Origin of the sequence: Microbacterium sp. NPDC064584 (assembly GCF_040687315.1) — a bacterium.
Taxonomy (GTDB): domain Bacteria; phylum Actinomycetota; class Actinomycetes; order Actinomycetales; family Microbacteriaceae; genus Microbacterium; species Microbacterium lacus.
Genome location: NZ_JBFBMZ010000012.1, coordinates 16618 through 41016, shown reverse-complemented (window position 1 = coordinate 41016; position 24399 = coordinate 16618). Strand labels below are relative to the sequence as shown.

General features: G+C 67.7%; 22 protein-coding genes and 1 pseudogene. 10 read left to right on the top strand and 13 right to left on the bottom strand.

The window, feature by feature from the left end:
* Positions 1–141 precede the first annotated feature (141 nt).
* The 8 genes from AB0P18_RS15400 (at position 142) to AB0P18_RS15365 (ending at position 8910) form a co-directional block, all read left to right on the top strand.
* Positions 142–1215: an acyltransferase family protein gene (locus AB0P18_RS15400; protein WP_363360762.1), complete on the top strand. Its 1074-nt coding sequence runs from the start codon at positions 142–144 to the stop codon at positions 1213–1215.
* Positions 1212–2696 carry a sugar transferase gene (locus AB0P18_RS15395; RefSeq protein WP_363360760.1) on the top strand — a complete coding sequence of 495 codons (1485 nt, stop codon included), beginning with the start codon at positions 1212–1214 and terminating at the stop codon, positions 2694–2696. The genes AB0P18_RS15400 and AB0P18_RS15395 overlap by 4 nt, the downstream gene beginning before the upstream one ends.
* A 1-nt stretch (position 2697) precedes the next feature.
* Positions 2698–3504, top strand: coding sequence for a polysaccharide pyruvyl transferase family protein (locus AB0P18_RS15390; RefSeq protein ID WP_363360759.1), 807 nt, complete (start codon positions 2698–2700; stop codon positions 3502–3504).
* Entirely contained in the window at positions 3494–3937 is a 444-nt protein-coding gene (locus tag AB0P18_RS15385) for a VanZ family protein (RefSeq protein ID WP_363360758.1), read from the top strand. Before AB0P18_RS15390 ends, AB0P18_RS15385 begins: the two co-directional genes overlap by 11 nt.
* Positions 3934–4959 carry an alpha/beta hydrolase gene (locus tag AB0P18_RS15380; RefSeq protein ID WP_363360757.1) on the top strand — a complete coding sequence of 342 codons (1026 nt, stop codon included), beginning with the start codon at positions 3934–3936 and terminating at the stop codon, positions 4957–4959. Before AB0P18_RS15385 ends, AB0P18_RS15380 begins: the two co-directional genes overlap by 4 nt.
* 35 nt (positions 4960–4994) lie before the next feature.
* The gene (locus tag AB0P18_RS15375) at positions 4995–6332 is read left to right on the top strand and encodes a Wzz/FepE/Etk N-terminal domain-containing protein (protein ID WP_363360756.1); all 1338 of its coding nucleotides are present in this window, start codon (positions 4995–4997) and stop codon (positions 6330–6332) included.
* A 29-nt stretch (positions 6333–6361) separates the two neighbouring features.
* Complete coding sequence (locus tag AB0P18_RS15370) at positions 6362–7411, top strand: glycosyltransferase family A protein (RefSeq protein WP_363360755.1); 1050 nt, start codon at positions 6362–6364, stop codon at positions 7409–7411.
* A 137-nt stretch (positions 7412–7548) separates the two neighbouring features.
* On the top strand, positions 7549–8910 hold the full coding sequence (locus tag AB0P18_RS15365) for a hypothetical protein (protein ID WP_363360754.1): 1362 nt from the start codon (positions 7549–7551) through the stop codon (positions 8908–8910).
* Positions 8911–8959: 49 nt separating this feature from the next.
* Here the strand turns inward: AB0P18_RS15365 and AB0P18_RS15360 are convergent, their stop codons facing one another.
* From AB0P18_RS15360 to galU, 10 genes and pseudogenes are all read right to left on the bottom strand, one after another.
* Positions 8960–9595 carry a class F sortase gene (locus AB0P18_RS15360; protein WP_363360753.1) on the bottom strand — a complete coding sequence of 212 codons (636 nt, stop codon included), beginning with the start codon at positions 9593–9595 and terminating at the stop codon, positions 8960–8962.
* The gene (locus AB0P18_RS15355; protein ID WP_363360752.1) at positions 9592–10269 is read right to left on the bottom strand and encodes a hypothetical protein; all 678 of its coding nucleotides are present in this window, start codon (positions 10267–10269) and stop codon (positions 9592–9594) included. Before AB0P18_RS15355 ends, AB0P18_RS15360 begins: the two co-directional genes overlap by 4 nt.
* A 245-nt stretch (positions 10270–10514) precedes the next feature.
* Positions 10515–11072, bottom strand: coding sequence for a cell wall protein (locus tag AB0P18_RS15350; RefSeq protein ID WP_363360751.1), 558 nt, complete (start codon positions 11070–11072; stop codon positions 10515–10517).
* A gap of 166 nt (positions 11073–11238) precedes the next feature.
* Entirely contained in the window at positions 11239–12354 is a 1116-nt protein-coding gene (locus AB0P18_RS15345; protein ID WP_363360750.1) for a DUF4012 domain-containing protein, read from the bottom strand.
* Positions 12261–13016 carry a hypothetical protein gene (locus tag AB0P18_RS15340; RefSeq protein ID WP_363360749.1) on the bottom strand — a complete coding sequence of 252 codons (756 nt, stop codon included), beginning with the start codon at positions 13014–13016 and terminating at the stop codon, positions 12261–12263. Before AB0P18_RS15340 ends, AB0P18_RS15345 begins: the two co-directional genes overlap by 94 nt.
* 161 nt (positions 13017–13177) lie before the next feature.
* Positions 13178–14518 (bottom strand): DUF222 domain-containing protein, encoded by a 1341-nt coding sequence (locus AB0P18_RS15335; RefSeq protein ID WP_363360748.1) that lies wholly within the window; start codon positions 14516–14518, stop codon positions 13178–13180.
* 131 nt (positions 14519–14649) lie between these two features.
* Positions 14650–14934, bottom strand: coding sequence for a Dabb family protein (locus tag AB0P18_RS15330; RefSeq protein ID WP_363360747.1), 285 nt, complete (start codon positions 14932–14934; stop codon positions 14650–14652).
* Positions 14934–15914, bottom strand: a complete 981-nt coding sequence (locus AB0P18_RS15325; RefSeq protein ID WP_363360746.1) for a GDP-L-fucose synthase — start codon at positions 15912–15914, stop codon at positions 14934–14936. Before AB0P18_RS15325 ends, AB0P18_RS15330 begins: the two co-directional genes overlap by 1 nt.
* A pseudogene (locus tag AB0P18_RS15320) lies at positions 15911–16504 on the bottom strand (GDP-mannose 4,6-dehydratase); the annotation flags it as partial. The gene AB0P18_RS15325 and the pseudogene AB0P18_RS15320, both read right to left, overlap by 4 nt.
* Before the next feature lie 530 nt (positions 16505–17034).
* Positions 17035–17931, bottom strand: a complete 897-nt coding sequence (gene galU, locus AB0P18_RS15315; protein ID WP_363360745.1) for a UTP--glucose-1-phosphate uridylyltransferase GalU — start codon at positions 17929–17931, stop codon at positions 17035–17037.
* Positions 17932–18157: 226 nt separating this feature from the next.
* On the opposite strand from galU, the gene AB0P18_RS15310 reads away from it, so the two are divergent.
* Positions 18158–18754: a hypothetical protein gene (locus tag AB0P18_RS15310; protein ID WP_363360744.1), complete on the top strand. Its 597-nt coding sequence runs from the start codon at positions 18158–18160 to the stop codon at positions 18752–18754.
* A 6-nt stretch (positions 18755–18760) separates the two neighbouring features.
* Here the strand turns inward: AB0P18_RS15310 and AB0P18_RS15305 are convergent, their stop codons facing one another.
* From AB0P18_RS15305 to AB0P18_RS15295, 3 genes are read right to left on the bottom strand one after another with little or no spacing between them, the layout of a single operon-like run.
* Positions 18761–19924, bottom strand: coding sequence for a hypothetical protein (locus tag AB0P18_RS15305; RefSeq protein ID WP_363360743.1), 1164 nt, complete (start codon positions 19922–19924; stop codon positions 18761–18763).
* A complete protein-coding gene (locus AB0P18_RS15300) occupies positions 19917–21608 on the bottom strand; it encodes a PAS domain-containing sensor histidine kinase (protein ID WP_363360742.1) in 1692 nt (563 codons plus the stop codon). Before AB0P18_RS15300 ends, AB0P18_RS15305 begins: the two co-directional genes overlap by 8 nt.
* A 5-nt stretch (positions 21609–21613) precedes the next feature.
* The gene (locus AB0P18_RS15295) at positions 21614–22693 is read right to left on the bottom strand and encodes a hypothetical protein (RefSeq protein ID WP_363360741.1); all 1080 of its coding nucleotides are present in this window, start codon (positions 22691–22693) and stop codon (positions 21614–21616) included.
* A gap of 202 nt (positions 22694–22895) precedes the next feature.
* Between AB0P18_RS15295 and AB0P18_RS15290 the strand changes: the two genes are divergently transcribed.
* Positions 22896–24386 carry a glycosyltransferase family 2 protein gene (locus AB0P18_RS15290; protein WP_363360740.1) on the top strand — a complete coding sequence of 497 codons (1491 nt, stop codon included), beginning with the start codon at positions 22896–22898 and terminating at the stop codon, positions 24384–24386.
* Positions 24387–24399 lie beyond the last annotated feature (13 nt).

Here is a 24399-nt window from a genome sequence, read left to right as displayed (position 1 = left end):
GTGTGTGTAAAGCGGTGGTCGGTCGTGTCCAGGTCCGCCTATTCTTGCGTAACCGGGCCGATGGCGTCCTTCTCGTGAAGACGAGGACCGAGGAGGCCACCAGATGAACCCCACTTTCCCTTACGCAGGAGTGCTCGGCACGTGAGCGCACGCGTCGTCCCGGACAAGCCGACGTGGGCGCCGGGGCGCAAAGCGTGGATCGACGTCGCGAAGGGTGCGGCGATCTTCCTCGTCGTGCTCTACCACTCGACGCTCTACGTCGGGGCGGCAGGCATGGCGGGTATGCCCGCGATCCTGAAGATTCCGCTCGAACTCTTTCCCATGCCGGCATTCTTCGTACTCGCCGGAATGACGTCGAGCCGGACAGTGACCTTCACTTTCGGTGATCTGTTCCGTCGACGGGTCCTTCCCATGTTGTATCTGTACGTCGTGTGGTCGACGATCAGGTTCCTCTTCTTCCTCCTGATCCCGGCAGCCAACAGCAATCTCGGTGACCTCCCGGCCAACAGCATCGTTGCGCTCGCGCTCATCTTCTTGTGGCCGTCGAGCAGCTATTGGTTCCTGTACGCGCTTGCGCTGTTCACGGTAGGTGCATGGCTTCTACGACGCGTTCCGGCGTGGGTGTCTCTCGGTGCCACCGCGCTGCTGTCGGCCTTCGTGACGTCGGGGTGGCTGCACACGGACAACATCGGCTGGGACCGGGTGCTCGGGCTGTTCGTCTTCTACCTCTTCGGCATTCACCTCGCGAAGCCGATCGCCGCCTGGGTGGAGCGATCGCGCCTCTGGGGTGGGGTCAGCCTGGTTGTGCTCTTCGCCGGCTTCGTGGGGTTCGCCGTGCTGTTCAGCATCCGTGGCGTCCCCGGGATCGCCCTCATCGGCCAAGTCCTCGCGCTGGCTGCCGGGTTCGCTCTCGCTCAGAGCATCTCGCGAGTGCGGGCGTTCGCCTTCCTTTCGACGTGGGGCGCGTCCAGCCTGCATATCTACCTGTACCACCTGTTCATCATCATCCCCATCGCCGCGGTGATCGGCTTGGTCGATTGGCAGGGCCCGCGCTGGGTGGGTTTCCTGATTCAGATCGCCGTCACGTTGGCCGCGATTCTGGCTTCGCTGATGATCATGCGCTGGACCGCGAAGGCGCGTTGGCTGCTCATACCGCCTCGCTCGTGGACCAGCGCCCGCGTGTCCAAGTCTTCGTCCATGAGGAGCCCGAAATGACTGAAGTCATTCAACGCACCACCCTCAGCACACGCGCACTCCCGCGCATCACCGCCGACTGGGCAACCGTGTTCGGAAGGATCCTGATCACGGCTGACCTCCTCGCCGTGATCACGACGATCACGCTGGCTGCTTCCGTCGCAGGGTTGTCGGCGCCGTGGATGAGCGGATCCTTCAACAGCCAGATGAACACCGAAGGCCTCATCGTGTGCTCGGCCTCGGCGGTGATCTGGCTGTTCTTCCTCGCAGCTACCGCCAGTCGGTCCCCGCGGGTGGTCGGCACAGGGGCGACCGAGTACCGCCGGGTCGTCCAGGCGACATTCCTTGTCTTCGGGCTGGTCGCACTGATCGCGTACGTGTTGGATGTGCCCGGCTTGCGGCTGTTCCTCGCTTTCGGCCTCGGCATGGGAATCCCTCTTCTCGTGACAGTGAGGTGGATCGCTCGCAAGTGGCTGGTCGGCCAGCGGAAGAGAGGCCGGATGTCCAGGTCCGTCCTGCTCGTCGGATCGCTCGACACGATCGCCACCGTCGCCTCCGATGTTCAGCGGAACCCCGCCGCGGGGTTCAAGGTGGTCGGTGCCTGCACCCCCAGCGGGGTAGTGGCCGGGACCGTGCCTGGAACGGGAATCCCCGTGTCGGGAAGCTTGGCGAGCCTCACGCAGGCGCTCGATGCGACGGGCGCCGATACCGTCATCATCACGAGTGCGAACGAGTTCTCGCCCGCACAAGTGCGCGAGTTGAGTTGGAAGCTCGAGCCGGGGCAACAGCACCTCGTCCTCGCTCCGAGCTTGACGGACATCGGTGGTCCTCGACTCCACACGAGGCCGGTCAACGGTCTGCCACTGATCCACGTCGAAACACCCCGCTACGAGGGCGGCAAGCTGTACGCCAAGCGACTCTTCGACATCGTCGCGTCGGGGGCGCTCATCCTCGTCCTCTCGCCGGTCCTCCTGGGTATCGCCATGGTCATTCGACTCAGCACACCGGGGACCATTCTTTTCCGCCAACCGCGGGTCGGACTCAAGGGCTCGGAGTTCTCGATGCTCAAGTTCCGCTCGATGTACGAGGACGCCGAAGACCGCCTCGCCGATCTCGCGCACGTCGGACGCGAAGAAGGCAACGCCGTCATGTTCAAGATGCGCGATGACCCCCGAGTGACGCCCATCGGCAAGTTCCTTCGCCGCTACAGCCTCGATGAGCTGCCGCAGCTGTTCAACGTCTTCCTCGGGTCGATGTCCCTCGTCGGTCCACGGCCCCCGCTCGAGCGGGAGGTCGTCCAATACTCAGATCACGTCCACCGTCGGTTCCTCGTGAAGCCCGGCATCACGGGACTTTGGCAGGTCAGTGGCCGATCGGATCTCGACTGGGATGAAACTGTGCGTCTCGATCTCTTCTATGTCGAGAACTGGACGATGATCGGCGACATCTTCATTCTGTGGAAGACGGCCCGAGCCGTGATCCGCGGAGAAGGAGCCTACTGACATGACCGTTGTTCGGGGTGTCGACGTCGTGCACTGGAACCCCCGCGTCCGTATCGGGACGGGGATCGTGGGGAAGGGCATCCGGATGCCCATCAGGGTGAACAACTTCGGCGACCTCCTCGGTCCGGTCATCGTGGAGCGACTCGCTCCACCGGTGACAGCTCCGTCAGACGCTCGCCGCCTCATCACGGTCGGATCGATCCTGCAGTTCGCTCGGGACGGGGACGTCGTCTGGGGCACCGGTGTCAACGGCAAGCTCCCCGAGACCTCGGTGAGTGCCCGGTCCTTGGACGTGCGTGCCGTCCGCGGACCCCTCACGGCGGCGATCCTGCGTCGCCGAGGGATATCTGTGCCCGAGGTCTATGGTGACCCCGGACTTCTCATCCCGTCGTTGCTCGGTATCTCCCGCGCAGAGGCGACCATCCCATTGACCTCTGTCCCGAACCTCAATGAGTTCGCGCAGTGGAGGGGCAGACCCGGTCTTCTCAACCCCCGGATGCCGTACCGCACCGTCATCGAGACCATCGCACGCAGTGCTCATGTCGTCGCCTCTTCGCTGCACGCCATCATCATCGCCGACGTGCTGGGTGTACCGGTTTCGCCGGTGCTGCCGCGGCACGAGACAGTCTTCAAGTACGAGGACTACTACGAGGGCACGGGTCGGAACGTGCCGCTCATGTCCGATTCCTTCGAGAGCGCCGTCGATCACGTTGCGCCTCCGCTCAGCTGGTCGGACGCGCAGCTGCGTGCATCCTTTCCCACTGACATGTGGGCGCGTCAACGGGAGCCGGATCCTGTTGAGGGATGAGCGTCGCCGACCCCTCGTCGTCCACGTCGTGTACATCACCCTCCTGGGGCTCTACGCGACGTTGATCGCGGTCATTGTTCTGTCCCCGAATCGAGTTGATGGCGACGGCATGGGGGTCTACCGCATCCTCTACGGGTTGTACGGCTGGGGGCTTCCCCGGTGGATCACCTACCAGACGGTCGAAGTCAGCGCAAACGTGATCGTCATGGTTCCTTTCGGAATGCTGATGGCGCTTCTCCTGCCTCGTCGGCTGTGGTGGGTGGCTGTCATCGTCTGCAGTGCGGTATCGCTGTCGGCGGAGGTCGTCCAGGCGCTCTTGCCGGGCCGGATGCCGAGCGCATCGGATTGGATCGCCAACACGGCCGGTGGTCTCGCGGGTGCGGGCATCGCTGTTCTTTTCCGCGCGCAGAAGGGCGCGAAGGTGAGCACGTGACCCGACGAATGCCCGGTCAAATACAACACGGCGTTAACACAAACGACATCCCCCCGAGAAGCAGCCTTCCTACGCTGGGGCTCGTGCACCATCCTCAGACCCACCGTCGTCGTCATGCAGCGGAGGGACTGATCCGCTCCGCCGGCGTCGTCCTCGTCATCGCGCTCACCGTGAGTCTCGCCGCCTGCGGCGCTCGACGTGACCCGACTGTAGCGCCAACGCTGTCGGCTCCTGCCGACAGCGGCGTGACCACCCGAACGGACATGGTTTACCGGGAGATCGACGGCCAGACGCTGGAAATGGACGCGTGTCTCCCCGCAGACGGCACGGCTCCGACCGCCGCGGTCATCCTGTTGCACGGAGGCGGCTTCACGCAGGGCTCTCGATCCGACGAGAGCATGACCAACCTCTGCGTCTGGCTGGCGACGAACGGATACGCCGCCTTCCCCATCAGCTACCGGTTCGCGCCGGACTACATCTTCCCCAGCCAGACGGAGGATGTCGCCGCGGCCGTGGAGTGGCTCCGCGACCCGGAGCAGGTCGCCGACTTCAACATCGATCCGGAACGCATCGGTGCCCTCGGATCATCTGCCGGCGCGATTCTCACGCTCGAGGCTGCGACCTCCGGTGAGGGGCCGACCACTGTCGGGTCGCGGCTCAAGGCCGTCGTCTCGCTCTCTGGAGTCGCCGACATGACTTCCGGCGCCGTCGCGCTCGGCACTCCGTCGGCCGAGGCTGTGACGATCATCCTCAACTATCTCGGCTGCACATCGCTCGCGGATTGCGACGGGTCGGCCGCATCACCCGTCACGCACGTCGATTCGAGCGACCCGCCCGCCCTGCTGGTCGGCGCCGAACAAGACCTCGTTCCCATTCAGCAGGCCCAGCGTATGGCGGCCTCCTTGGACTCGGTCGGCGTCGCGAATGAGGTCATTGTCGTTCCTGGTGCCGGCCACGGCGCGCAACTGATGAACCAGGACGTCCGCGACCAGACCTTGGCCTTCCTCGCAGAAAATCTCTGATCTGTCCCCCCGCATCACAGAAAGCAGCTCCCCTCATGCAGCTCTCGCAGTTCGGACGGATCCTCCGTCGCAATCTCTGGATCATCGTCGTGGCGACCCTTCTCGGGGCAGCGATCGCCTTCGCGCTGAGTTCGACCCAACGCCCCGTGTACAACGCGAGCTCTCGCACGCTCTTCTCCGCGTCCGGATCCGTGTCGAGCGCGGCCGAACTCACCGCAGCGAACGCACTTCTGCTCGGGCGGATCGAGACCTACACATCGTTGCTCACCACACCGCTGATCCTCGATCCCGTCATCCAGGAGCTCGGGCTCAACGCGACTTCCGCCCAGATCGCTTCGTCCGTCTCGGCCCAGACCGAAGGGCCGGGGAATGTCGTTTCCGTCTCGGCGAGCTCGTCCGACCCCGCTTCCGCGGCGAGCCTCGCCAATGCCGTAGCGGAGAGCCTGGCGTCTCAGATCACGAACGTGCAGCTGGCAGCCGGGGGAGGCGCCCAGAGTGCCGCGGCTCGATTCGAGTACGAGCTTGTCGATCAGGCGAACCCGCCGAGCCGTCCCGCGGCGCCTGACATTCCACTCATGGCGCTGGTGGGCGGCCTCGTCGGGTTCGCTCTCGGTGTGATCCTCGCCGGTATCCGGGCGTACACCGATCAGCGCGTGCGTGTCCGTGCGGACATCGCCGGCGTTACCAGCTCATCCCTGCCTGTGGAAGGCATCGCCCGTGCCGAGTCCAACTCGCTCGTGTCCATCGACCGTCCTGCGGATCCCGCGGCTGAGGCGTACCGGCGGCTTTTCGCGGAGATCGCCAGCCCCGCGACGCGAGTTCCGCGCCGCTTGCTCGTGACCAGCCCGCAGCCCCATTCGACGACATCCTCGGCTGCGGCCAACCTCGCGACGGTCATCGCGGAAGGAGGCAGTCGGGTGACCTTGATCGACGCCGACCTGCGCGGCGGCTCTCTCGCGGCCGCCTTCGGTCTGGACGCGGGCCCCGGACTGTCGGAGGTTCTCGATGGCAAAGCCGAACTGCATCAGGCCGTGCGGCCTACCGCGAGGCCGCTGCTCAGCATCCTCCCCTCCGGTTCGACGGCGGAGTCGGCCTCCGCGCTGATCGCGTCGCAGGCGACGGATGTCGTGTTCAGTGATCTGGAAGCGACGTCCGACGTGATCGTCGTCAACGCTCCGGCCGTCCTCCGCTTCGCCGACGCCGTGATCCTCGCGGAGAGGGCCGATGCCGCGGTCCTCGTCGTGGCCAGCGGGGACACCAGGAAGGCGGACGTCGGTGATGCGTGCGAGGCGCTGGAAACCGGCGGAACGGCTGTGCGGGGAGTGGTGCTGACGTCCGTGCCGAAGCGTGGCCCCGACGCTCGCTGGCGCTGAGCCGACTCGATCATGGATGGAGTGCGCGCATGAGTGACCCGCAAGTTCGCCCCCGTGTGTCGGTGATCATTCCCGCGTATCGCGCTGAAGAGTCGCTGCCTCGAATCGTCGAGCAACTCATGGCGCAGACTGTGCGCCCGTTCGAAGTGATCCTGGTGTGCGACGGAGTTGCCGACGAGACGCCTGATGTCGCCGCAAGCCTGTCGCGGTTGCACGATTCCGTCGTTGCGCTCGTGCTCCCCGAGAACGTGGGTGTCGCGCGAGCACGCGATGCGGGTGTCCGCAGCGTGCAGGGGGATTTCGTTCTCTTCCTCGACGCGGACGACACGATGCCTGAGACTGCGATCGAACACCTTGCCGGTGCCGCCGAGACAACGTCTTCTGATGTCGTGATCGGCCAGGCGTCGGCCCTTCTTCCTGACGGACGTCTGGACTATGCGATCGCTGCGCCCGTGGGCACGGGGACCGTTTCGGGGGTTGCTGCCTTCTCGCTCCTGTTGCGAGGTACCGTGACCGGCCACCTCTGGAACAAGCTCGTGCGACTCAGTGTCCTCGAGCAGTGTCTGCCCTTCGCCGTCAGCGAGGTGCACTCGGATCTGTCCATCGTCGCCCGCGTCATGTCCCGCGCGCGGACCGTCACTTTCGTCGATCAGCCCGTATACACCTACCACGCCACACCGGGCTCCATCCTCAAGAGCGGTCGGAGACGAGGCGCCTCGCTGGACGTGATCGCGGGTGTCGTCCGCGAATCGGCCGACCTGGTCGATGCTCGACTGGCCACGTCCTCGGACTACCGCTACTTCGTTCTCAAGCACATCGGTCTGTCACGCCTGAAGGATGCCGTGCTCGGACCGTACGATGCCGCCACGTCCGCGCGACTGGCATCTGATGCCCGCCGCGCGCTGAGCTGGCGGGACCTGCCGCCTGCGCTTCGCCTGAGGGATGCTCGAACCGCGGCGACGCTGATCATCGCGAAGATCTCGCTCTCCCTCTACCGCCGACTGATGACACGCGGCAGGGATAGCACCGGCTCTCGTTCTCACCGCATAATGGACATCGTTGCGAAGGAGAGCGTGTGACGAGGCCAATGCTCTCGGCGCCGATCGATCTAGAGCGCAGCGAGCGCGCGCGCTCACGTCGCGAGCATCTGATCTGGTGGGGTGTTCCCCTTCTCCTGGTGGCGGTCATCGTGCCGGGGGCAACCTTGGCGCCTGACGTGACCGCTCTCGCACTCCTGGGCCTTGTCGGCCTTTACGCGAGCTTCCGTTGGCCGTTCGTGATCGCCTTCGCCACCCTGATCGCCATTGTCAGCTCGTCGGTTCTCGAGTTGCTCCTCGGAACAGCAGGCGGACCGATCGACGAGGTCCTGACCGTGTTGTGCGTGGTGTCCTCCACCATCAGGCGCGTCTGGGTGGATCGCGCCGTCGTGCTTCCGCCCGGACTGCTGCTCTTCGCCGGATTTTTCGTCGTCGGGCTGATCTCGTCGCTGCTCAAGGATGTGCCGGTGTCGATCTGGACGCAGCAGGCGTTCCTCACGCTCAAGGGTCTGCTGATGGCCTTCGCGTTCGCTCAGCTGGGATGGGGTCGACGCTCACTTCACGCGCTCGCGACAGCGGGTGTCGTCTTCGCGGCGTTCTTCTTCGTCACGGCGACCCTTAACCTCGTCGTCACGGAAGCGTGGGTCGACTTCACGAAGATCCGCACCCCCGCGACGGTCTTCGGTATCCCTGCACTCAACGGGCCGTATTCACAGCCCGCTGCGCTCGGGCGTATCACCGCGATTATCGCGGTCGGTTGCCTTTGCTACCTTCTGGTCACCCGGAGCCGCGTCATTCCGGGCATCACGATGGCCGTCATGACCGTTGTGAGCGTTCTGACCGTTCGCGTGAAGACGCTCACGAGCATGGTCGTCGTCTACACTCTCTTCGCGCTCCGGGCGCGTTCGACCTGGCTTTTCCTCCTTGTTCTCGCGTTGGGGCCGATCGCGGCTCTCACCGTGGTCCCGGTCTTCGTCGATTTGGTCTCCTCGGACGTCACCACGTACTTCTTCGGTGAGACCGAATCAGCGCGGACACTTCTCACGAACGGCGCCTGGCACATCGCCCAACGCGACTTCCCGTTCGGCGCGGGCTTCGGTCGGTACGGGAGCTTCATCGCCGCGACCGAGTACTCACCCGAATACGTCGCGAACGGATGGACGCGGAAGTACGGACTGGGCGATGGAGAGCGCTGGGGACTGTTCCTCACCGATACTCAGTGGCCCGCTTTCCTCGGTGAGACCGGGTGGCTGGGCACCATCCTCTTCGCGGGCGGGCTTCTGGCGATGATGATCTCGATGGTCCGACCGATCGCCGACATGGAGCCTCCTCTCTACAAGTGGATTCGTTGGAGTGGAATCGGCTGGCTGCTCCTCATCACGATCGAGTCGATCGGCGCTCCCGTGTTCACGTCGCCGCCGGCGTATCCCTTCGCCTTCATCGGCGCGGGGATCGTCGCGGCGCTTCGCTACCGCGTCGCACGCTCGGGCGGCATCGTTCCACTGAGTGAGTTCCCCGTCGCGGGAGGGCGCATTCCGTGAGCAGACGGCACCCCGGCAGGCTCTCGGTACGACGCTGCGTAGCAGGGCCTCAGCTCTGCGCGCTCGCCACGAGCCGCAGGATGACGGCGGTGTTCTCGGGGGCGGGCTTGTCGTCCGACCAACCGTCCGGGCGGTGGCAGGTCACCAGGACGAGCCTGCCGGGCACGACCGCGGCGACGTCGGGATCCGAGGCGAAGTCGTCCTTGTCCATGCTGATGATCTCTTGCACCTCGTACGACAGGATGCCGGTCTCGGTGCGCAGGGTCGCGATATCGTCCGGCTGCACGGCCTTCAAACCGTTGAAGGCGGCGGGTTCGATCCAGGTGTGGCCGAAGATGTAGACGGTGTTGGTGGCGTTCGTCCCCGGCATGGGGTCAGGGACGCCGGTGTACCACGCGATCGAGTCGAGCGTGGGCGGATTGATGCCGCCGTCGGCGGTCGCCTGCTCGGCGGTGTACTCGTCGATGTCGCCGTCGATGGATGCCGCCGGAAAGGTGAGGTGCAGGGGTCGGGAGACCGGGACCGCGGCGCCGGTCGTGACGGCATCCGTCGACGCGGCATCCGGCGTCTGCGTCGCTTGGACGGCGCGCGTGAGAGTCGGGTCCGGCACGGCGGGTGCGCACGCGGACAGCGCCGCGGCGCTGATCAGGATCAGCGCCGCGGCGATCGTGTGGCGGGAGTTCACTCCGCTCGAGCGGAGTCCGAGCGACGGCGGCCGAAAAGGCCGGCGGCGACCGCGAGGAGTCCGACCGCGGCGATCAGGAGGGTGGGGCCGAACGCGGAGGCCGTCTCGTTCGAAGCGAGCAGCGCTCCGTCGGTCTTGCTCGGCGGGAGGACGTTGCCGCTGACCGAGGCCGGGGTCGTGGTCTCGCTGGTCGCGGGCGGCGAGGAGGGCGGCGGGCTCGTCGGCGGAGTGTCGCAGCCGATGACCGTCACCCGCTCGTCGGGGTACGTGACGACTCCCGTCGACCAGTCCGGCGTCGGGTCTTCGAGGTCGGCGAAGCCGAACGCGGCCGCGGAGACCGAGTACAGATCGTCGCACGTGTAGCCGGTCAGGAGCTTCGAGTACGTCCAGGTCTCACCCGGCGCGTACTCCCGCGGTCCCCACGTGTAGCGCTGTCCGTCCGGTGCGTCGACGTACGCGGCGCCGTACGCCGTGACGCCCGAGAGGTTCTGCGTGTTCACATCGACGTTCACCTCTCCGGCGACGCTGAAGTCGAGCACGACGGTCGCGGATCCGACGATCTCCTCCGCGGCGACGGCCGGCGCGGCGATCAGGATCGTCCCGGCGAGAGCACAGGCGATTCCCGCGGCCCCGACCGCGACCGCCGATTTCGGAACGCGTGAAATTCTGGTCATATCCCCACCCATTGACGGTTTTGCCGGGGCTTGCCGAATCCTCCAGGGGGGCGATTCGACATCGCAGCCCTGACGACGTTGCATTCAGGCTATCCACAGAAAAGACGCGAATTCGAACAGCAATGAAACAAACGCATTACAGACGCGCGGCTTCGCGGTGGGCGTGACTCCGTTTCCCCCCACGCGCAGAACCCCCGGCCCTTCGGCCGGGGGTTCTGCGACGTCAAGGAGACGTTCTGCGGGGGTCAGGCGCCCGCGTGCTCCTTGCGGTTGCGACGCACCGCAGCGGTCAGCGCCACGGCACCGCCGGCGAGGACGAGCGCGCCGCCGCCGACCCAGAGGCCCAGCAGCGCAGCGCTGTCGGAGCCGGTTGCGGGCAGCGAGCCCTCGCCGGAGCCGGAGCCGGTCGCCGAGATCGACACGGTCGAGGCGCCACCGGCGGAGGTCTCGGACGCGGCGGTGATGTTGTAGTTGCCCGAGGCGTTGCTCGGGAAGGTGATCGGCACCGAGATCGCGCCGTCGGCGGTGGCGGTCGTGCTCCCCGAGGAGGTGACGGCGAACTTCACGAAACCGACGGTGGCGTTCGTGTTGCCCTCGACCGTGACCGAGACGAACTCGGACGGGGAGAACGTGCCGTCGACGCACGAGAACGTGACGGTCGCACCCGGGGTGACGACGCTCGGCACGACGCTGCACGCGTTGGACGGCGGGTAGATGGTGTCCGCCTGAGCGGCGGCGGGAAGGGCCAATGCAGAGGCCGCGACGAGAGCGGCGACAGCGAGGCCTTGGATCTTGTGCTTCATGGTCAACTCTTTCGTGAGGCCGTCAGGCGCAGTTATTGGAGTTGGGGGGACACCCTGCGAAGCAAGGACAGTACGACATTGTTCAGCTGTTTTTGGGCAACAAAAAGCATCGCTTTTCGGAACGTTGGATCCGAGCGGCGATGCCCTATTGAGAGGGTAAGCACATTCACAGGCAGGCGCTAATCGGCCTCGTTACATTCGCGTTAACTCCTGGGGTGACGCGGGCTTCCAGCAGCGATCCTGTCGGGGTCGTGGACGCCGCCGCCACGCTCGCCGAGATCGATTCGCCGGGCGCGAGTACGACGTCGAAACTCAGCACGCGCCGGCCGTCGTGGATGCCGCCGCCGAAGCCGCCGCCGTTGGAAAGTATGGCGTTCGTGAGTTCGAATCCCTCGGGCAGGTACAGGTACCCCACGGTGTTCGCCGAGCCGGGGGCGACGCCGTACGAGCCGGCGCCGGTGACGTAATCGGGGAGCCCGGTCGCGGGGGCGGTGTTCGTGATGGTGACGGTGAGGTTCGCGGTGCCGGATGCCGTTCCCCGGGCATCGAGCGTGCAGCTCTCCCACAGAACCGAGGTGTCGACCGTCTGGTAGAAGTCCATCTTCGATCCGGTGCCGTCGTTCAGGAAGACGCCGAAGGAGGACGTGGTCGCATCCGTGACGGGCAGACCTCCGGCGAGTGTCGTCGCGGCGAGCCGGGCTTGGTCGTCGGGGTGCGCACTCCACAGGAAGATGCGCTGCTCGTCGCCGGCGCGGGCGAGCGCCGCGAGGAGCGCGCCCGGGTCGACGGCGCCGTTCGCGACGGCCGCGAAGACGGCGCTCGTGGCCGAGGCGAAGAATGCGTTCTGCGCGGCGGGGTTCGGGTAGCGCAGGTAGACGTCGTTCAGCAGCAGGCTCACGGCGTTGTCGCTCGTGAGGGTGTCGCCGCTCGGCAGCGCGACGGGTCCGGTCGCCTGCAGGAGGTAGGACAGCGCGACCGGGTCGATCGAGAGCACCCCGTCGACGTCGAGGCCGTGCTTGGCCAGCCACATCTGCTGTGCGAGCGGACCGGTGACGGCGAAGTCGGGCACCTGGGTGACGTTGTGGAACCACCGCGCGGGCGACTGCCCGTAGATCGCGGTGATCTCCGGGCCCAGGTCGGTGACTGGCGGGTCGAAGCGGGGGAATGCGGCGGCGAAGTCCTGCTGCGTCAGCTGCATCTGGCCGGCGTCGGTGTGGATGATCGCCGCCGCACCGGCGATGCCGCCGAGCGAGCGCCATTCGGCGTTGTTCTGGAACAGCACGAGGTAGTCGCGGGACCGTCTGCGCCCAGCATCGCCGGGACGAGGACGGACGCGTTCGCGAGCGCTTCGGTGGCGCTCGCGGTGTTGTCGAGTGCCGTCGCGACCTCGTCGACCACAGCCCGCAGAGGGGCGACGAGAGCGGTGTCGTTGATGTCGTCCAGTGCGGTGGTCGCGCGCGCCATCGCGTCGGCCGACGTGGCGGCGGCGTCCTGCACGGCGATGAAACCCGAGAGCTCGACCCGGCCGCCCGAGGGGCGGAAGGCATCAGCCGAGAGGGTCGATGCCACGTCTGCGAGGGGGGTGAGGGCGGAGGCGGCGACATCGTCCGCCGCGGCGGCGATCGTCGATACGGCGTGCAGCTGCGGGCCGATCCAGGGGGTGAGTTCGACGGCGCGCCAGATGGGGTCGCTCGTCAGCGCGTGCGCGGCGGCGGTGTCGCCGGCGATCTTGTCGATGGACGCGGCGGCGGCTTCGGGGTCGGCGATGTCGGCGACGACGTCGGATGCCGTGACCTTGGCGCTGCGGAGGAAGTCGGCGGCGATCGCCCCGCGGATGCCGACCCACACGAGCGCGAAGATCGCGAGGACGATGCCGATGCCGAGCACCCACGCGAACGTCGTTCCCGCGACGCGCAGCGACCGGGGGAGGGGGGAGGCGGTCACGGATCCACCCTACGTGCGTGCGATGGGCGGTCCGGAACGTCGCCCGGGGCGTGGTTGGCCGAGGGCGAGGCCGTCGCGGCGCGGTCCCTCGCGCGGGAGACGAGGGCTTCGCGCGCGGCTCGTTCGAGTCGAGGTGAGAACGCTGCGCGCCGGCGCGGGCGTCAGAACGGCGCGTCCGCCGCCCCGCCGTCGCTCGGCACGAAGTGCACCGCGGGCGGGTAGGACCGAGGGGTATCGAGATAGTTCACCCCGGTCGGCGATGTCCACTCGAGCACGCCATCTCGGAGTTGGCGCACTTTCCACGGCGCGAATTGCTTCATCGAATGATGGCGTTGACAGAGGTGGGCGAGGTTTGCGACATCGGTCGGACCGCCTCGGGCGAAATCGACGGTGTGATCGACTTCGCAGCGGATCGCCGGCTGCCGGCATCCGGGGAATCTGCAGTGTCGATCGCGCCCCCGCAGGTGCCGGTCGATCGCCTGTGTGCGCTGATAGGTGTCGGTGTGCAGGACGACCCCGGTGATCGGGTGGGTCAGGATGCGGTCCCATGGCCCGGGGGTGGCGACCGCGAGGCACCGGGCGGTCTCGGGGTCGACCGGGCCCGTCCCCGCGAGCGTCGCCGGCTCGTCCGACGCGCCCAGGAGCGACAGCACGGGCACGACGATCTGGACCTTCGCGCGGATGGCGCCCATCGTGCCGGGGCCGTCGTCGCTGCGGGTGGGGTCGGCCGTCGGGGACGAGGCCAGCAGCATGTCGACCGCGACGTCGGCGCGCACCTGATCGATCGTGCGGGTGTCGGTTGTGATCGCGGCCAGCGCGGCGTCATCGAGCCCGGCGGGCGGAGTCGTGCGCGCGTCGATGACGACGCGTGCCTGCTGGGTCAGCCGGTCGTAGATCGCGTCAGCGTAGAGGGAGGGGATCGGCATCATGAGCGTTGACATGCCCTCCGACCCGCGCACGACCTTGACGCAGCGCGTTGCGTGGGCGGCGTCGTGGCGCTCTTGGATGCTGATCGGGTGCAGCTGCTCGGCGAGGGCCTGCAGGCGCGGAGCGACGCGAGCGGGCGAGTCCTCCGTGCAGATCTCGGCGGCGGCGAGGTCGAAGTCGGCTCGATCGCCGATCGGGAGAATGGAACCGGCGTCTTGCACGACGCGCGTGTGGCTGCGGGTGATCTCGCCCGCCTCCCATGCGGCGAGAGTCGCCGGATAGTCGAAGGCAAGAGTCGCGGCGTCGCCGATCTGCCGCTGCATCGAGCGGTCGGACACGCGAGCGGCCACCGCGAGCTCGGCGGAGATCGAGCGCAGCACCATGTCGGCCTGACGCCCGCGCGTCGAGGTGCCCGCGATCAGCTCATCGACGAGGCCGGCGGCGCGGGCGAGAACGCGCACACGACCCGCCTCGGCCGCGGCGACGGCGCGATCGAACGCGGCCATCTCTTCGCGGATGGCGCGCAGGCTGTCGATCTGCTCATCGCTGAGACCGACCACCGCGTTCGAATGCATGTTCTAAACATAGCGACCCCCTCCGACATCGAAGGGGCCGAGGGAGCATTTGTGCACAACTCGGTTTTCCCCCGGTCTGGGGAGGAATCGATGCTCAAGAAGACCCCGCCCAAGACCGGCGAAAGCGGGCCTCAGGACTCCGCGTAGTCCCCGACCCACCAGTCCGAGATCTCGGCCATCTCCGCCGCGACCGCGACGTGAGCGGGGTGCGCGCGAAAGGCCGAGAAGGCACGCGCATCCTCGAACATGGCGTCTTCGATCAGCATCCGTCCCTTGCGCGTGTCGAGCGAGCGCTCGACACGCATCGACACCACGCCCGGCAGCGTCGCGAGCGACGCCAGCCGGGTGATCGCGGTGTCGATGCGGTCGTCGGAGACCTCGTCGTACACGCGGAACAGCACGATGTGCCGGAACATCACTCCCGCAGCGCGCCCACGTGCTCGCGGTACCAGGCGACGGTGCGCTCCAGGCCCTCCTCGAGCGAGATCTTCGAGGTCCAGCCCGCGTCGGCGAGCTTCGACACGTCGAGCAGCTTCTGCGGGGTGCCGTCGGGTTTGGTGGTGTCCCACTCCGTCTCTCCCGAGAAGCCCACGACCGAGGCGATCGTCGAGGCGATCTCGCGGATCGTGACATCGGAGCCGGTGCCCACGTTGACCTGCTCGGGGCCGTCGTAGTGCTCCATGAGGTGCAGCACGGCGTCGGCCATGTCGTCGGAGTGCAGGAACTCGCGGCGCGGTGTGCCCGTGCCCCAGTTCGTCACGACTCCGGCGCCCGAGGACGCCGCCTCGTCATAGCGGCGGATGAGCGCCGGCAGCACGTGCGACCCCTTCGGCGAGAAGTTGTCGTTCGGGCCGTAGAGGTTCGTCGGCATCGCCGAGATCCAGGGGAGCCCGTACTGGCGGCGCACCGCCTGCGTCTGCAGGATGCCGGCGATCTTGGCGATCGCGTAGGCGTCGTTCGTCTCCTCGAGGTGACCGGTGAGTAGCGAGTCCTCCTGGATCGGCTGCGCGGCGAACTTCGGGTAGATGCAGGAGGATCCGAGGAACGCGACCCGCTCGACGTCGTTTTTGAGCGCCGCATCCAGCACGTTCACCTGGATGCGCATGTTGTCGCTGAGGAAGTCGACGGGGTACGTGGAATTCGCGAGGATGCCGCCGACCTTCGCCGCTGCGAGGACCACGTAGCGGGGCTTGATCTCGGCCATGTACGCGAAGACCGCGTCACGGTCCTTCAGGTCGAGCTCGGCCGAGGTCTTGCCGACGATGTTCTCGAACCCCGACGCCTCGAGCTTGCGGACGATCGCCGATCCGACGAGCCCCCGGTGCCCCGCGACGTAGAACGTCGCGTCCCGGTCGAGCTCTCCGGGGGTGTAGTCCAGACCGTCGGAGGACGTCACGCCGCCTTCTTCCACGACGCCAGGTCGACCGTGTCGATCCACGGGGTGCCCTCGTGGCCGATGGCTTCGAGGTCGGCATCCACCATCAGCTTCGCCAGCTCGCGACCGTCGATCGTGGCCTTCCAGCCGAGCTCGTCGTGCGCCTTCGACGGGTCGCCGATCAGGGCGTCGACCTCGGTGGGGCGGAGGTAGCGCTCGTCGAAGCGGACGTGCTTCTCCCAGTCGAGGCCGGCGCGGTCGAACGAGATCTCGAGGAACTCGCGGACGGTGATGCCGACGCCGGTGGCGAGCACGTAGTCGTCGGGGTTGTCGGCCTGCAGCATCCGCCACATGCCCTCGACGTATTCGGCGGCGTAGCCCCAGTCGCGGATCGAGTCGAGGTTGCCCATGTAGAGCAGGTCCTGCTTGCCGGCCTTGATCGCCGCGACGGCGCGCGTGATCTTGCGGGTGACGAACGTCTCACCGCGGCGGGGGGACTCGTGGTTGAAGAGGATGCCGTTCACGGCGAACATGTCGTACGCCTCGCGGTAGTTCTTCGTGATCCAGTAGCTGTAGAGCTTCGCGGCGGCGTAGGGCGAGCGCGGGTAGAACGAACGCGGGATGGCGGATCGTGCGGGTCGGCAAGGGACCGTTCCTGCTCCATCGGCCACCGGGTGCGGCGGGGGAGCCCGTTCCGCTGCAGTCGAAGTCCGCGGTGAGGTGGGCCTGGGATCCGCCGCCACCCGGCGGGCGCGTCGGGTGGCGGGCGGCGTGAGTCGGAGGGGCGTGAGGGCGCCTCGGGTGGCGGGGGCGTGAGCCCGGCGAGTGGCGCTGGCAGGGTGATGGGCGGCGTGAGTCGGAGGGGCGTGAGTCGGAGGGGCGTGAGGGCGTGAGGGCGTGCGGGCGCGTCGGGCGGCGGGCGGCGTGATCCCGGCGAGTGGCGCTGGCAGGGTGATGGGCGGCTCGCCTGCATCGACGCGGCTGGACCGCGCCGCGAGAGTCACGTTCAGAAGTGTCGGTTCGAGTCGGCTCGAGCTCGGTCAGGCGACCCGGGCTGGCACTTTGAGCGCGCACCTCGGACGAAGGGATCAGGTCTTGTCACCTCAGACGTGCCGGGGTCGACCGACCACACGCAACAGAATCACTCCGGGAGGGTCGGCGCGATCTCCTTGATGAAGCCGGCAAGGCCCGGACCGAGGTCCTCCCGATCCAGGGCGAGGAGGATGCTCGACTTCAGGTAGTCGAGGCGATCACCGGTGTCGTAGCGGCGACCCGAGAAGATCACGCCCAGCACCGGGCCCGCGATCGACTCGTCGGCGGCCAGCTCCTCCAGAGCGTCCGTCAGCTGGATCTCGCCGCCTTTGCCGGGCTCCGTGTTCTCGAGCACCTCGAAGATCTCGGGCTTGAGCACATACCGGCCGATGATCGCGAGGTTGCTCGGGGCCTCCTCGGCGGACGGCTTCTCGACGAGCGCCTTCACCTTCACGACGTCGGACTCGTCCGTCGTGTCCACGTCGGCGCAGCCGTAGAGGTGGATCTGCGACGGATCCACCTCCATGAGCGCCACCACCGTCGCGGAGCGACCGAGCGACACCTCGATCATCCGGGACAGCAGCGGATCACGCGCGTCGATCAGGTCATCGCCCAGCATCACGGCGAACGTCTCATTGCCGACGTGCTTCTTCGCGCGGAGCACCGCGTGACCGAGACCCTTCGGGTCGCCCTGCCGGACGAAGTGGATGTCGGCGAGGGAGCTCGGCTCGACGACCCGCGCCAGCTTGCCGTGGTCGCCCTTCGCCTCGAGCGTGTGCTCGAGCTCCGTCACCCGGTCGAAGTGGTTCGCCAGCGCGTTCTTGTTGCGGCCGATGATCACGAGGATGTCATCGATCCCGGCGGCGACCGCCTCTTCGACGACGTACTGGATGGCCGGCTTGTCGACGACCGGCAGCATCTCCTTCGGCATGGCCTTCGTGGCGGGGAGGAAACGGGTGCCGAGACCGGCTGCAGGGATCACGGCCTTGATGGTGGGGGTGCTCATGAGAAGAACCGTACCGACCCTACGTGAATCGCATGTTTCACGACGGTGACGCAGAAAAGCGGTCCGGCCAGGGGCGATGCCCGTTCGGTGTCCCCCGAAGAGGGGACAGGGAACCGCCCCCCACCCGCCAATAGACTGGCCGGACCCGGTCGCAGATGCCTGGTGACGCAACATTCCGCTGACATCACCCCGTCGCACGGGGCACACGGGCACAAAGGGGCCGCACATGCGCATTGCACGACGAACGACAGCGCTCGCCGCGATCGCCGCACTCGCCATCGCCCTCGCCGGCTGCAGCACGCCGCCGTGGGCGACCCCGACGGCGTCGCCGACTCCGACGCCCACCTCCACCGAGGTGCCCCAGCCCGTTCCCAACGACCTGTCGTCGGGCTCCACCGAACGCGGGCTGGTCGCCGGACCCCTCACGATCACGATCGACTACTGGTCGACCCTGACGATGGATAAGTGGACCGCCGACGCCCTCAAGCCGGTCAGCCTCTCGATGATCACGCAGATCACGCCCAACGACGGCCAGAAGGTCTACCTCCAGCGCGCGACCATGATCGCCACCCCGATGTCGGCGACCGAGACCTTCGATCCGCTGAGCGCCCAGGTCGACAGCGCGACGACGAACCCGGGCTATCTGGTCCTCGACCCGTACAGCTACTCGCAGACCTTCACGGTCGGACCGACGCCGGCGGACGCGACCTACGTCTCGCTCGAGTTCACGTACGAATACCTCGTGCAGTCCACGCCGACCTCGAGCGACTTCGCGAAGCAGACCGCGACCGACACGATCACCGTCGCGATCGCGCAGAAGTGATCCCGATCAGGATGCCGAGAGATCGGCATCCGCTCGGCGCCAGCGATCGCCGCCGGCCTCCTGTGCCGCGGCCGTCTGAGCCGCCGCCGCCGCGGCGAGCTTCTCGTAGGTGTCGGTCGTGACGTCAACCGTCACGATGCCCGCGCTCGCCGTGATCCGCAGGCCCGTCGGTGCCTGATCGTCGGGCACCGAAACCTCGTTCAGGATGCTCCGCACGAACTCTCGCACCGCCCCCACCGGCTGCGACGCGAACACCGTGACGTGACCCGGCGTGACCCGGCAGAGGTCGGCCTCGGCCGGGAAGACCGCCGCGACGATTCCCTCGAACCGGCGGGTCATCGCGGAGAAGGTCGCCTCGCCGGTCGCTTCGCGCAGATCGGTCGCGTCATCGAGCCGGAGGTCGACGAACGACCAGGACTGCTCTCGACGATCGCGAGCCCGCAGCAGACGTTCACGCACGATCGCGCGCATCGCCCACTCGGGCAGGTACGCGTCCAGCGCCTCGAGCGCGTCGCGCGCGCCCGGTCGGCGGTTCGAGAGGAACAGCACGCTCACGGTCGCGCAGATCGCGTAGATCGTGAGCGCAATCACGATGCCCCGTACGAAGAACAGGTCGGTCGCCGTGTTCGAGCCCGCAACGGTCCCCGCCGCGCCGATCGCGGACAGCAGCAGCAGGGTCCCGGCGGCGACGACGAGCGGCATCCCGAATCGCGACCCGCGGTAGACGCCCCGCAGCACTTCGATCGCGCCCAGCACCGCCCCGATCGCGGACGCGAAGAAGAGCCAGCGGAAGACGGCGAAACCGGCGTCGGCATTCGTCGTGAGCAACAGGATCACGACCGACGCCGCCGACTGCAGGAACCCGATCCACGCGTACGGTCGCTTGCCCTGCGCCGCGCGCAGACCCGACCAGACCAGGGCCGGCATGCCGCACAGGAACCCTAGTCCGACCGGATGCAAGAGCACGTCGGCGCCCGCCGCGCCCGTCGCGAGCAGTGCGTAGGCGGCGAGCAGTCCGAGCCCGAACGCGAACGTCCACAGGAGCGTGGCGCGGCTCGCCCGTCCGAGCAGCCCCACCCAGATCATGAGGGCGGTGCACACCGTCATCGTCACGGTGAGCCCGACCACCAGGTCTCCGGTGGCGATCGTCGCGGTCGCGGTATCAAGCATCGGTGCGGGCCCTCCACGATCCGTCGGCCAGGAGGCCGGCATCCGGCGCGTCTTCGGCCGGCAGGCTCACCGTGGCGACCGTTCCGCGACCCGGCGCGCTCTGCATCGTCAGCTCGCCCCTGTGCTCGGCAACGAGCGAGCGGACGATGCCCATGCCGAGCCCGGTGCCGGTGATCGAGCTCGCCTCGGCGGCGGCGCTGCGGAAGTACGGCTCGTAGATGCGCTCGAGCTCGTCCTCGGACATGCCCATTCCGGTGTCGCTGATGACGAGCATCGCTTGATCGTTCGCCCGCGACGGGCCCTCCGGCCCCGACCGGAACACCTCGACGGTGACCCGCCCACCCTTCGGCGTGTACTTGATCGCGTTGCTGAGCAGGTTGTCGCACACCTGGCGCAGGCGGAACGCGTCACCGAGGACGCTCACATGATCGGACACGGCGAGGACCACGCGGATGCCGCCGGTCTCGGCGGCCGGCATGAACGACTCCACGGAATCGGCGACGACCTTCGCAAGGTCGGTGCTCGTCACGGTCGCCTCGGCCTTCTGCGCCTGCTTGCCCGACGCGAGGATCTCGTTCGCGAGCGTGAGCATGCGCTCGGCAGCCGACGTGATCGCCTCGACGCGCACGCGCGTCGGGTCGGGGAGGGTGGTGTCTTCCAGCAGGAGGTCGGAGAAGCCGAGAATCGTGGTGAGAGGGTTGCGCAGCTCGTGCGAGACACGCGTCGCGAGATTCGCGCGAGCGCGCTCGGCGCTGATCATCGCGGTGATGTCGTGCACGATCACGAGTCGGTCGCCCGAGGGGAGCCCCTGATCGTTCGGCAGCCGGATCGACGTCGCAGCCAGCGCCCGCCAGGTCAGGTCTGTCGTGAACAGCCAGGTGCGCTCGTCCTCGAACTGCTCGCCGTGGCGGGCGCGGGTGATCGGACGGCGGGTGGGGCTCAGCGGCGAGCCCTCGAACCCGTCGTACTCGACGGCACGCGGCGCGAAGGACGCGTCGCCCGGAGCGATGTCGTACAGCGCGCGGTACGTCGTGTTCGCCTCGACGATCTCGCCGTCCGCGGACAGGCGCACGACGCCGACGTCGAGGGAGCCGAGCACGCGCGAGAGCTCGCGCTCCTGCCGCGTCGAGCGGGTGAGCGTCTCGTTCAGCTTGTTCGCCTCGCGGCGCAGCAGCCGCTTGAACGCCCGCGTCTGACGCGCGGCGCTCTGCGTGCTGATCGCGATGAAGGTGAGCGAGAGCGTGATGATGATGAGGCGCAGCGTGCCGTTCGGGTTCTCGGGGTGGCCGAGCTCCTCGAGCAGCACGAGGACCGCGACCGTGCCGAGCGCCGTGCCGGTCGCCCACAGCGGGAAGTGCGACGCGATCCATGTCACCGGGAACACCCACAGGAACGCGAAGTCGATCGGGGTGTCGCGGGTCATGAGTCCCACGGCGATGATGTCCAGGAGCGGGACGAACAGCACCGCCCAGCGCGGCAGCTTCTGCCAGGGCAGGGCAAGCGCGAGTCCGGTGAGGATCACGATCATCGACACCCCGACCGTGAAGGTCCACATACCCAGCGTCTCGGGGGCGAGGGCCTGGACGAGCAGCACGACCACCACGACGACGATCGCAAGCAGGAGCTGCGACAGCCAGATCGAATGCGTGCGCGTGCCGAGCGGCAGGCTCGCGGCAGTGGTCATCTCGTTCACACTCCCTGAGAGTTCAGGACGCGCCGTGCCGCCGAGCGGGCGTGTCGGGCGAACCGGCGGACGTCGGAGGTCGCCGTGATGTTCAGCTGCGCGACCTCGAGGTCGGGCGGGTCCGTGGGCGCCGGGGCGGGCAGCAGCTTCTCGTAGGTCTCCTGCAGGGTCGCGCGGATCGCGGCGAGGTCGAAATTCGTGCCGAACTGCAGTGCGACGAGCGCGCCCGGGGCGGCCCGCCCGATCACGCTTCCGGTCGGCAGCACGTCGGCCGACGCGCGCGTCACCGCCGTCGCGATCGCCTGCGCCCACGCCCGGCCGAACGCGGCGCGATGCAGCGGGAGCGCCGGCACCGTCACGGTGATCGCGAGGACGACGCTGCGCTGGGCGAGCAGCGCCTCGATCCAGTTCGTGAGGGTCTCGTTGCTCACGATCGCTGTCGGATCGGGCCCCTGAGCGCGCCGGATGATCACGATCATGCCCCACGCGACCATGCCGACCGCCACGGCCGCCACGATCGTCGCGACGCTGCGGGACAGCCCGATCTCGACGTACGGATGCAGCTGCACCCGCAGGAGCGGCGCGCCGAATCGCACGAGGCAGTACGCGCCGTACGCGGTGAGCGTCCCACCCACGAGCCAGGCGCCGAGGTCGGGGAGTTTGCCGCGCACGCACGAGAACACCGTCAGGAAGCTGAGCAGGGCCAGCGCGACCAGCTTGACCGCCTGCCCGGTCTGGGGGGAGAGCAGGAGTGTCGTCGCCCCCACCGCGACCGAGACCGTGCTCGAGAGGATCAGCCAGGTCCGCGGCATCCCCCCGGCCACCCGGACGGCGGCGAGGATCAACCCGATCGACAGCGGCATCGACACGTCGCCGATCAGGAGCGGGATCAGGTGCTCGTCGTCGGGCCCCGACATCGCGTACGCGAGCGTCGACAGCGTCGCGCTGCTCGCAGCCAGCACGGACAGGGTGGATGCCGAGGCCCACGGCCCGTCGGTGGAGCGGGCGCGGCGCTCGGAGACGATCACCAGAGCCACGGCCACGCAGCACGCCACCGTGAGGGTGACCGTGTACAGGGTGATCATCCATTCACCTGTCGTCGGGTCCGCAGCCGGCGTCCCGGAGGGGGTTCGGGGGCGTTGCGCAAACCTTGCGGATTCGTTGTGGTCGCCTGGACGAACCACGGGTGCTACGTGGAGTTGAGCATAACAAGCTGGTCTCCAACGAGGTGCTCCGGCCCCCGTCCCCCCTTCGGGGGACACGCGGTGCCTCGAGAAGGACACGGACATGACCACGATCACCACCCCGGGATCCACCCGCAGCGAGCTGGCCCTGCGCGCCCACCACCGCGCCCCGGTCGTCGTGCCCGCCGAGCCCGTGTTCGACCACGCCTTCCCCGAGGACTTCGACTCGGTGTTCGAGGGCTCGACGACGCAGCGCTCCACGATCGGGTGCGTCATCCCCGCGTACAACGAGGAGGAGTCGATCGCCTCGGTCATCGAGGGGCTCCTCGCGCAGACCCGCGTCCCCGATGTCATCCATGTCGTCGTGAACAACACGACCGACAAGACGGTGCAGATCGCCTCGCAGTACGCCGGTGCGCACGAGATCACGACCGAGCTCGGCGAGCAGTTCACCGAGGTGTTCGTCCACGACATCGGCAAGAACCCCGACAAGAAGGTCGGCGCGCTCAACTACGGCTACGCCCTCGTCGAGGGGTACGACTACCTCCTCGGCGTCGACGGCGACACGATCGCCGAGGAGCACGCCGTGGAGTACCTCGAGACCGAGATCATCGGCGACAGCCGCATCGGCGGCATCTCGGCGATCTACTCGATCGACAACAAGCCCTTCAAGGGGCTCGCCTCGTTCCTCATCAGCGGCCAGCGCTCGCAGTTCGCCGCCTTCAACCTGCAGAACCTGCTGCGCGGCCGCAACATGGCCGTGCTCGGCGGACAGTTCTCGGTGTTCTCCACCCATGCCTTGCGCGAGGTCATGGAACAGAACCACCAGTCCACGCCGTGGGTCAAGGACAGCGAGGTGGAGGACTCGCTGCTCTCTCTGCAGATCAAGAGCGCCGGGTACCTGACGAAGATCAGCCCGGCCGCCCGCGCCGACGTCGGGGGGATGACGACGCTGCGGGCGCTGGACGCGCAGCAGGTCAAGTGGACCTACGGCGCGATCGAGCTGATGTGGCCGGGACAGCGGGGCGACACGAAGGGGCAGCCGCTGCACCCGAACCTGCGGATCCGCTGGGCGGAGAACTTCGGGATGCTCACGAACCTGTTCGTGCGCGTCGCGTTCCTCCTCCTGCTCGCGGCGTCGCTGTCGATCGGCGCGTTCGTGTTCTCGCCCGTCTGGCTGATCCCGATCGGCATGGCGGTGATGCTGAACCTGCGCATGGCGATGACGATGGCGAACCGCACCCGCAAGGACGTGCTCTTCGCGCTGCTGATCGTGCCCGCCGAGGTCTACATGTGGATCCGGCTGTCGCACTTCACCCGCGCCTGGTCGAGCTTCCTCTCCAAGAAGAAGGTCGACAACTGGGCGGCGCAGGCGAAGGCGGAGAAGGGCGGCGGCGGCCACGGACACTGGGTGCCCCTCATCGTCGCGATCGCCGTCATGGTCGCCGTCGCGGTGATCTGGATGATGCTCGGCCCGGTCGTGCAGTCCACGATCCTCTGGATCGGCTGGCCCATCGTCGGTGTCGTGACCGTCCTGCAGACGCTCCTGATGTTCACCAAGCTCGTCCGTCGCCAGCACGGATACAAGGTCTGAGTCGCCCGAACGG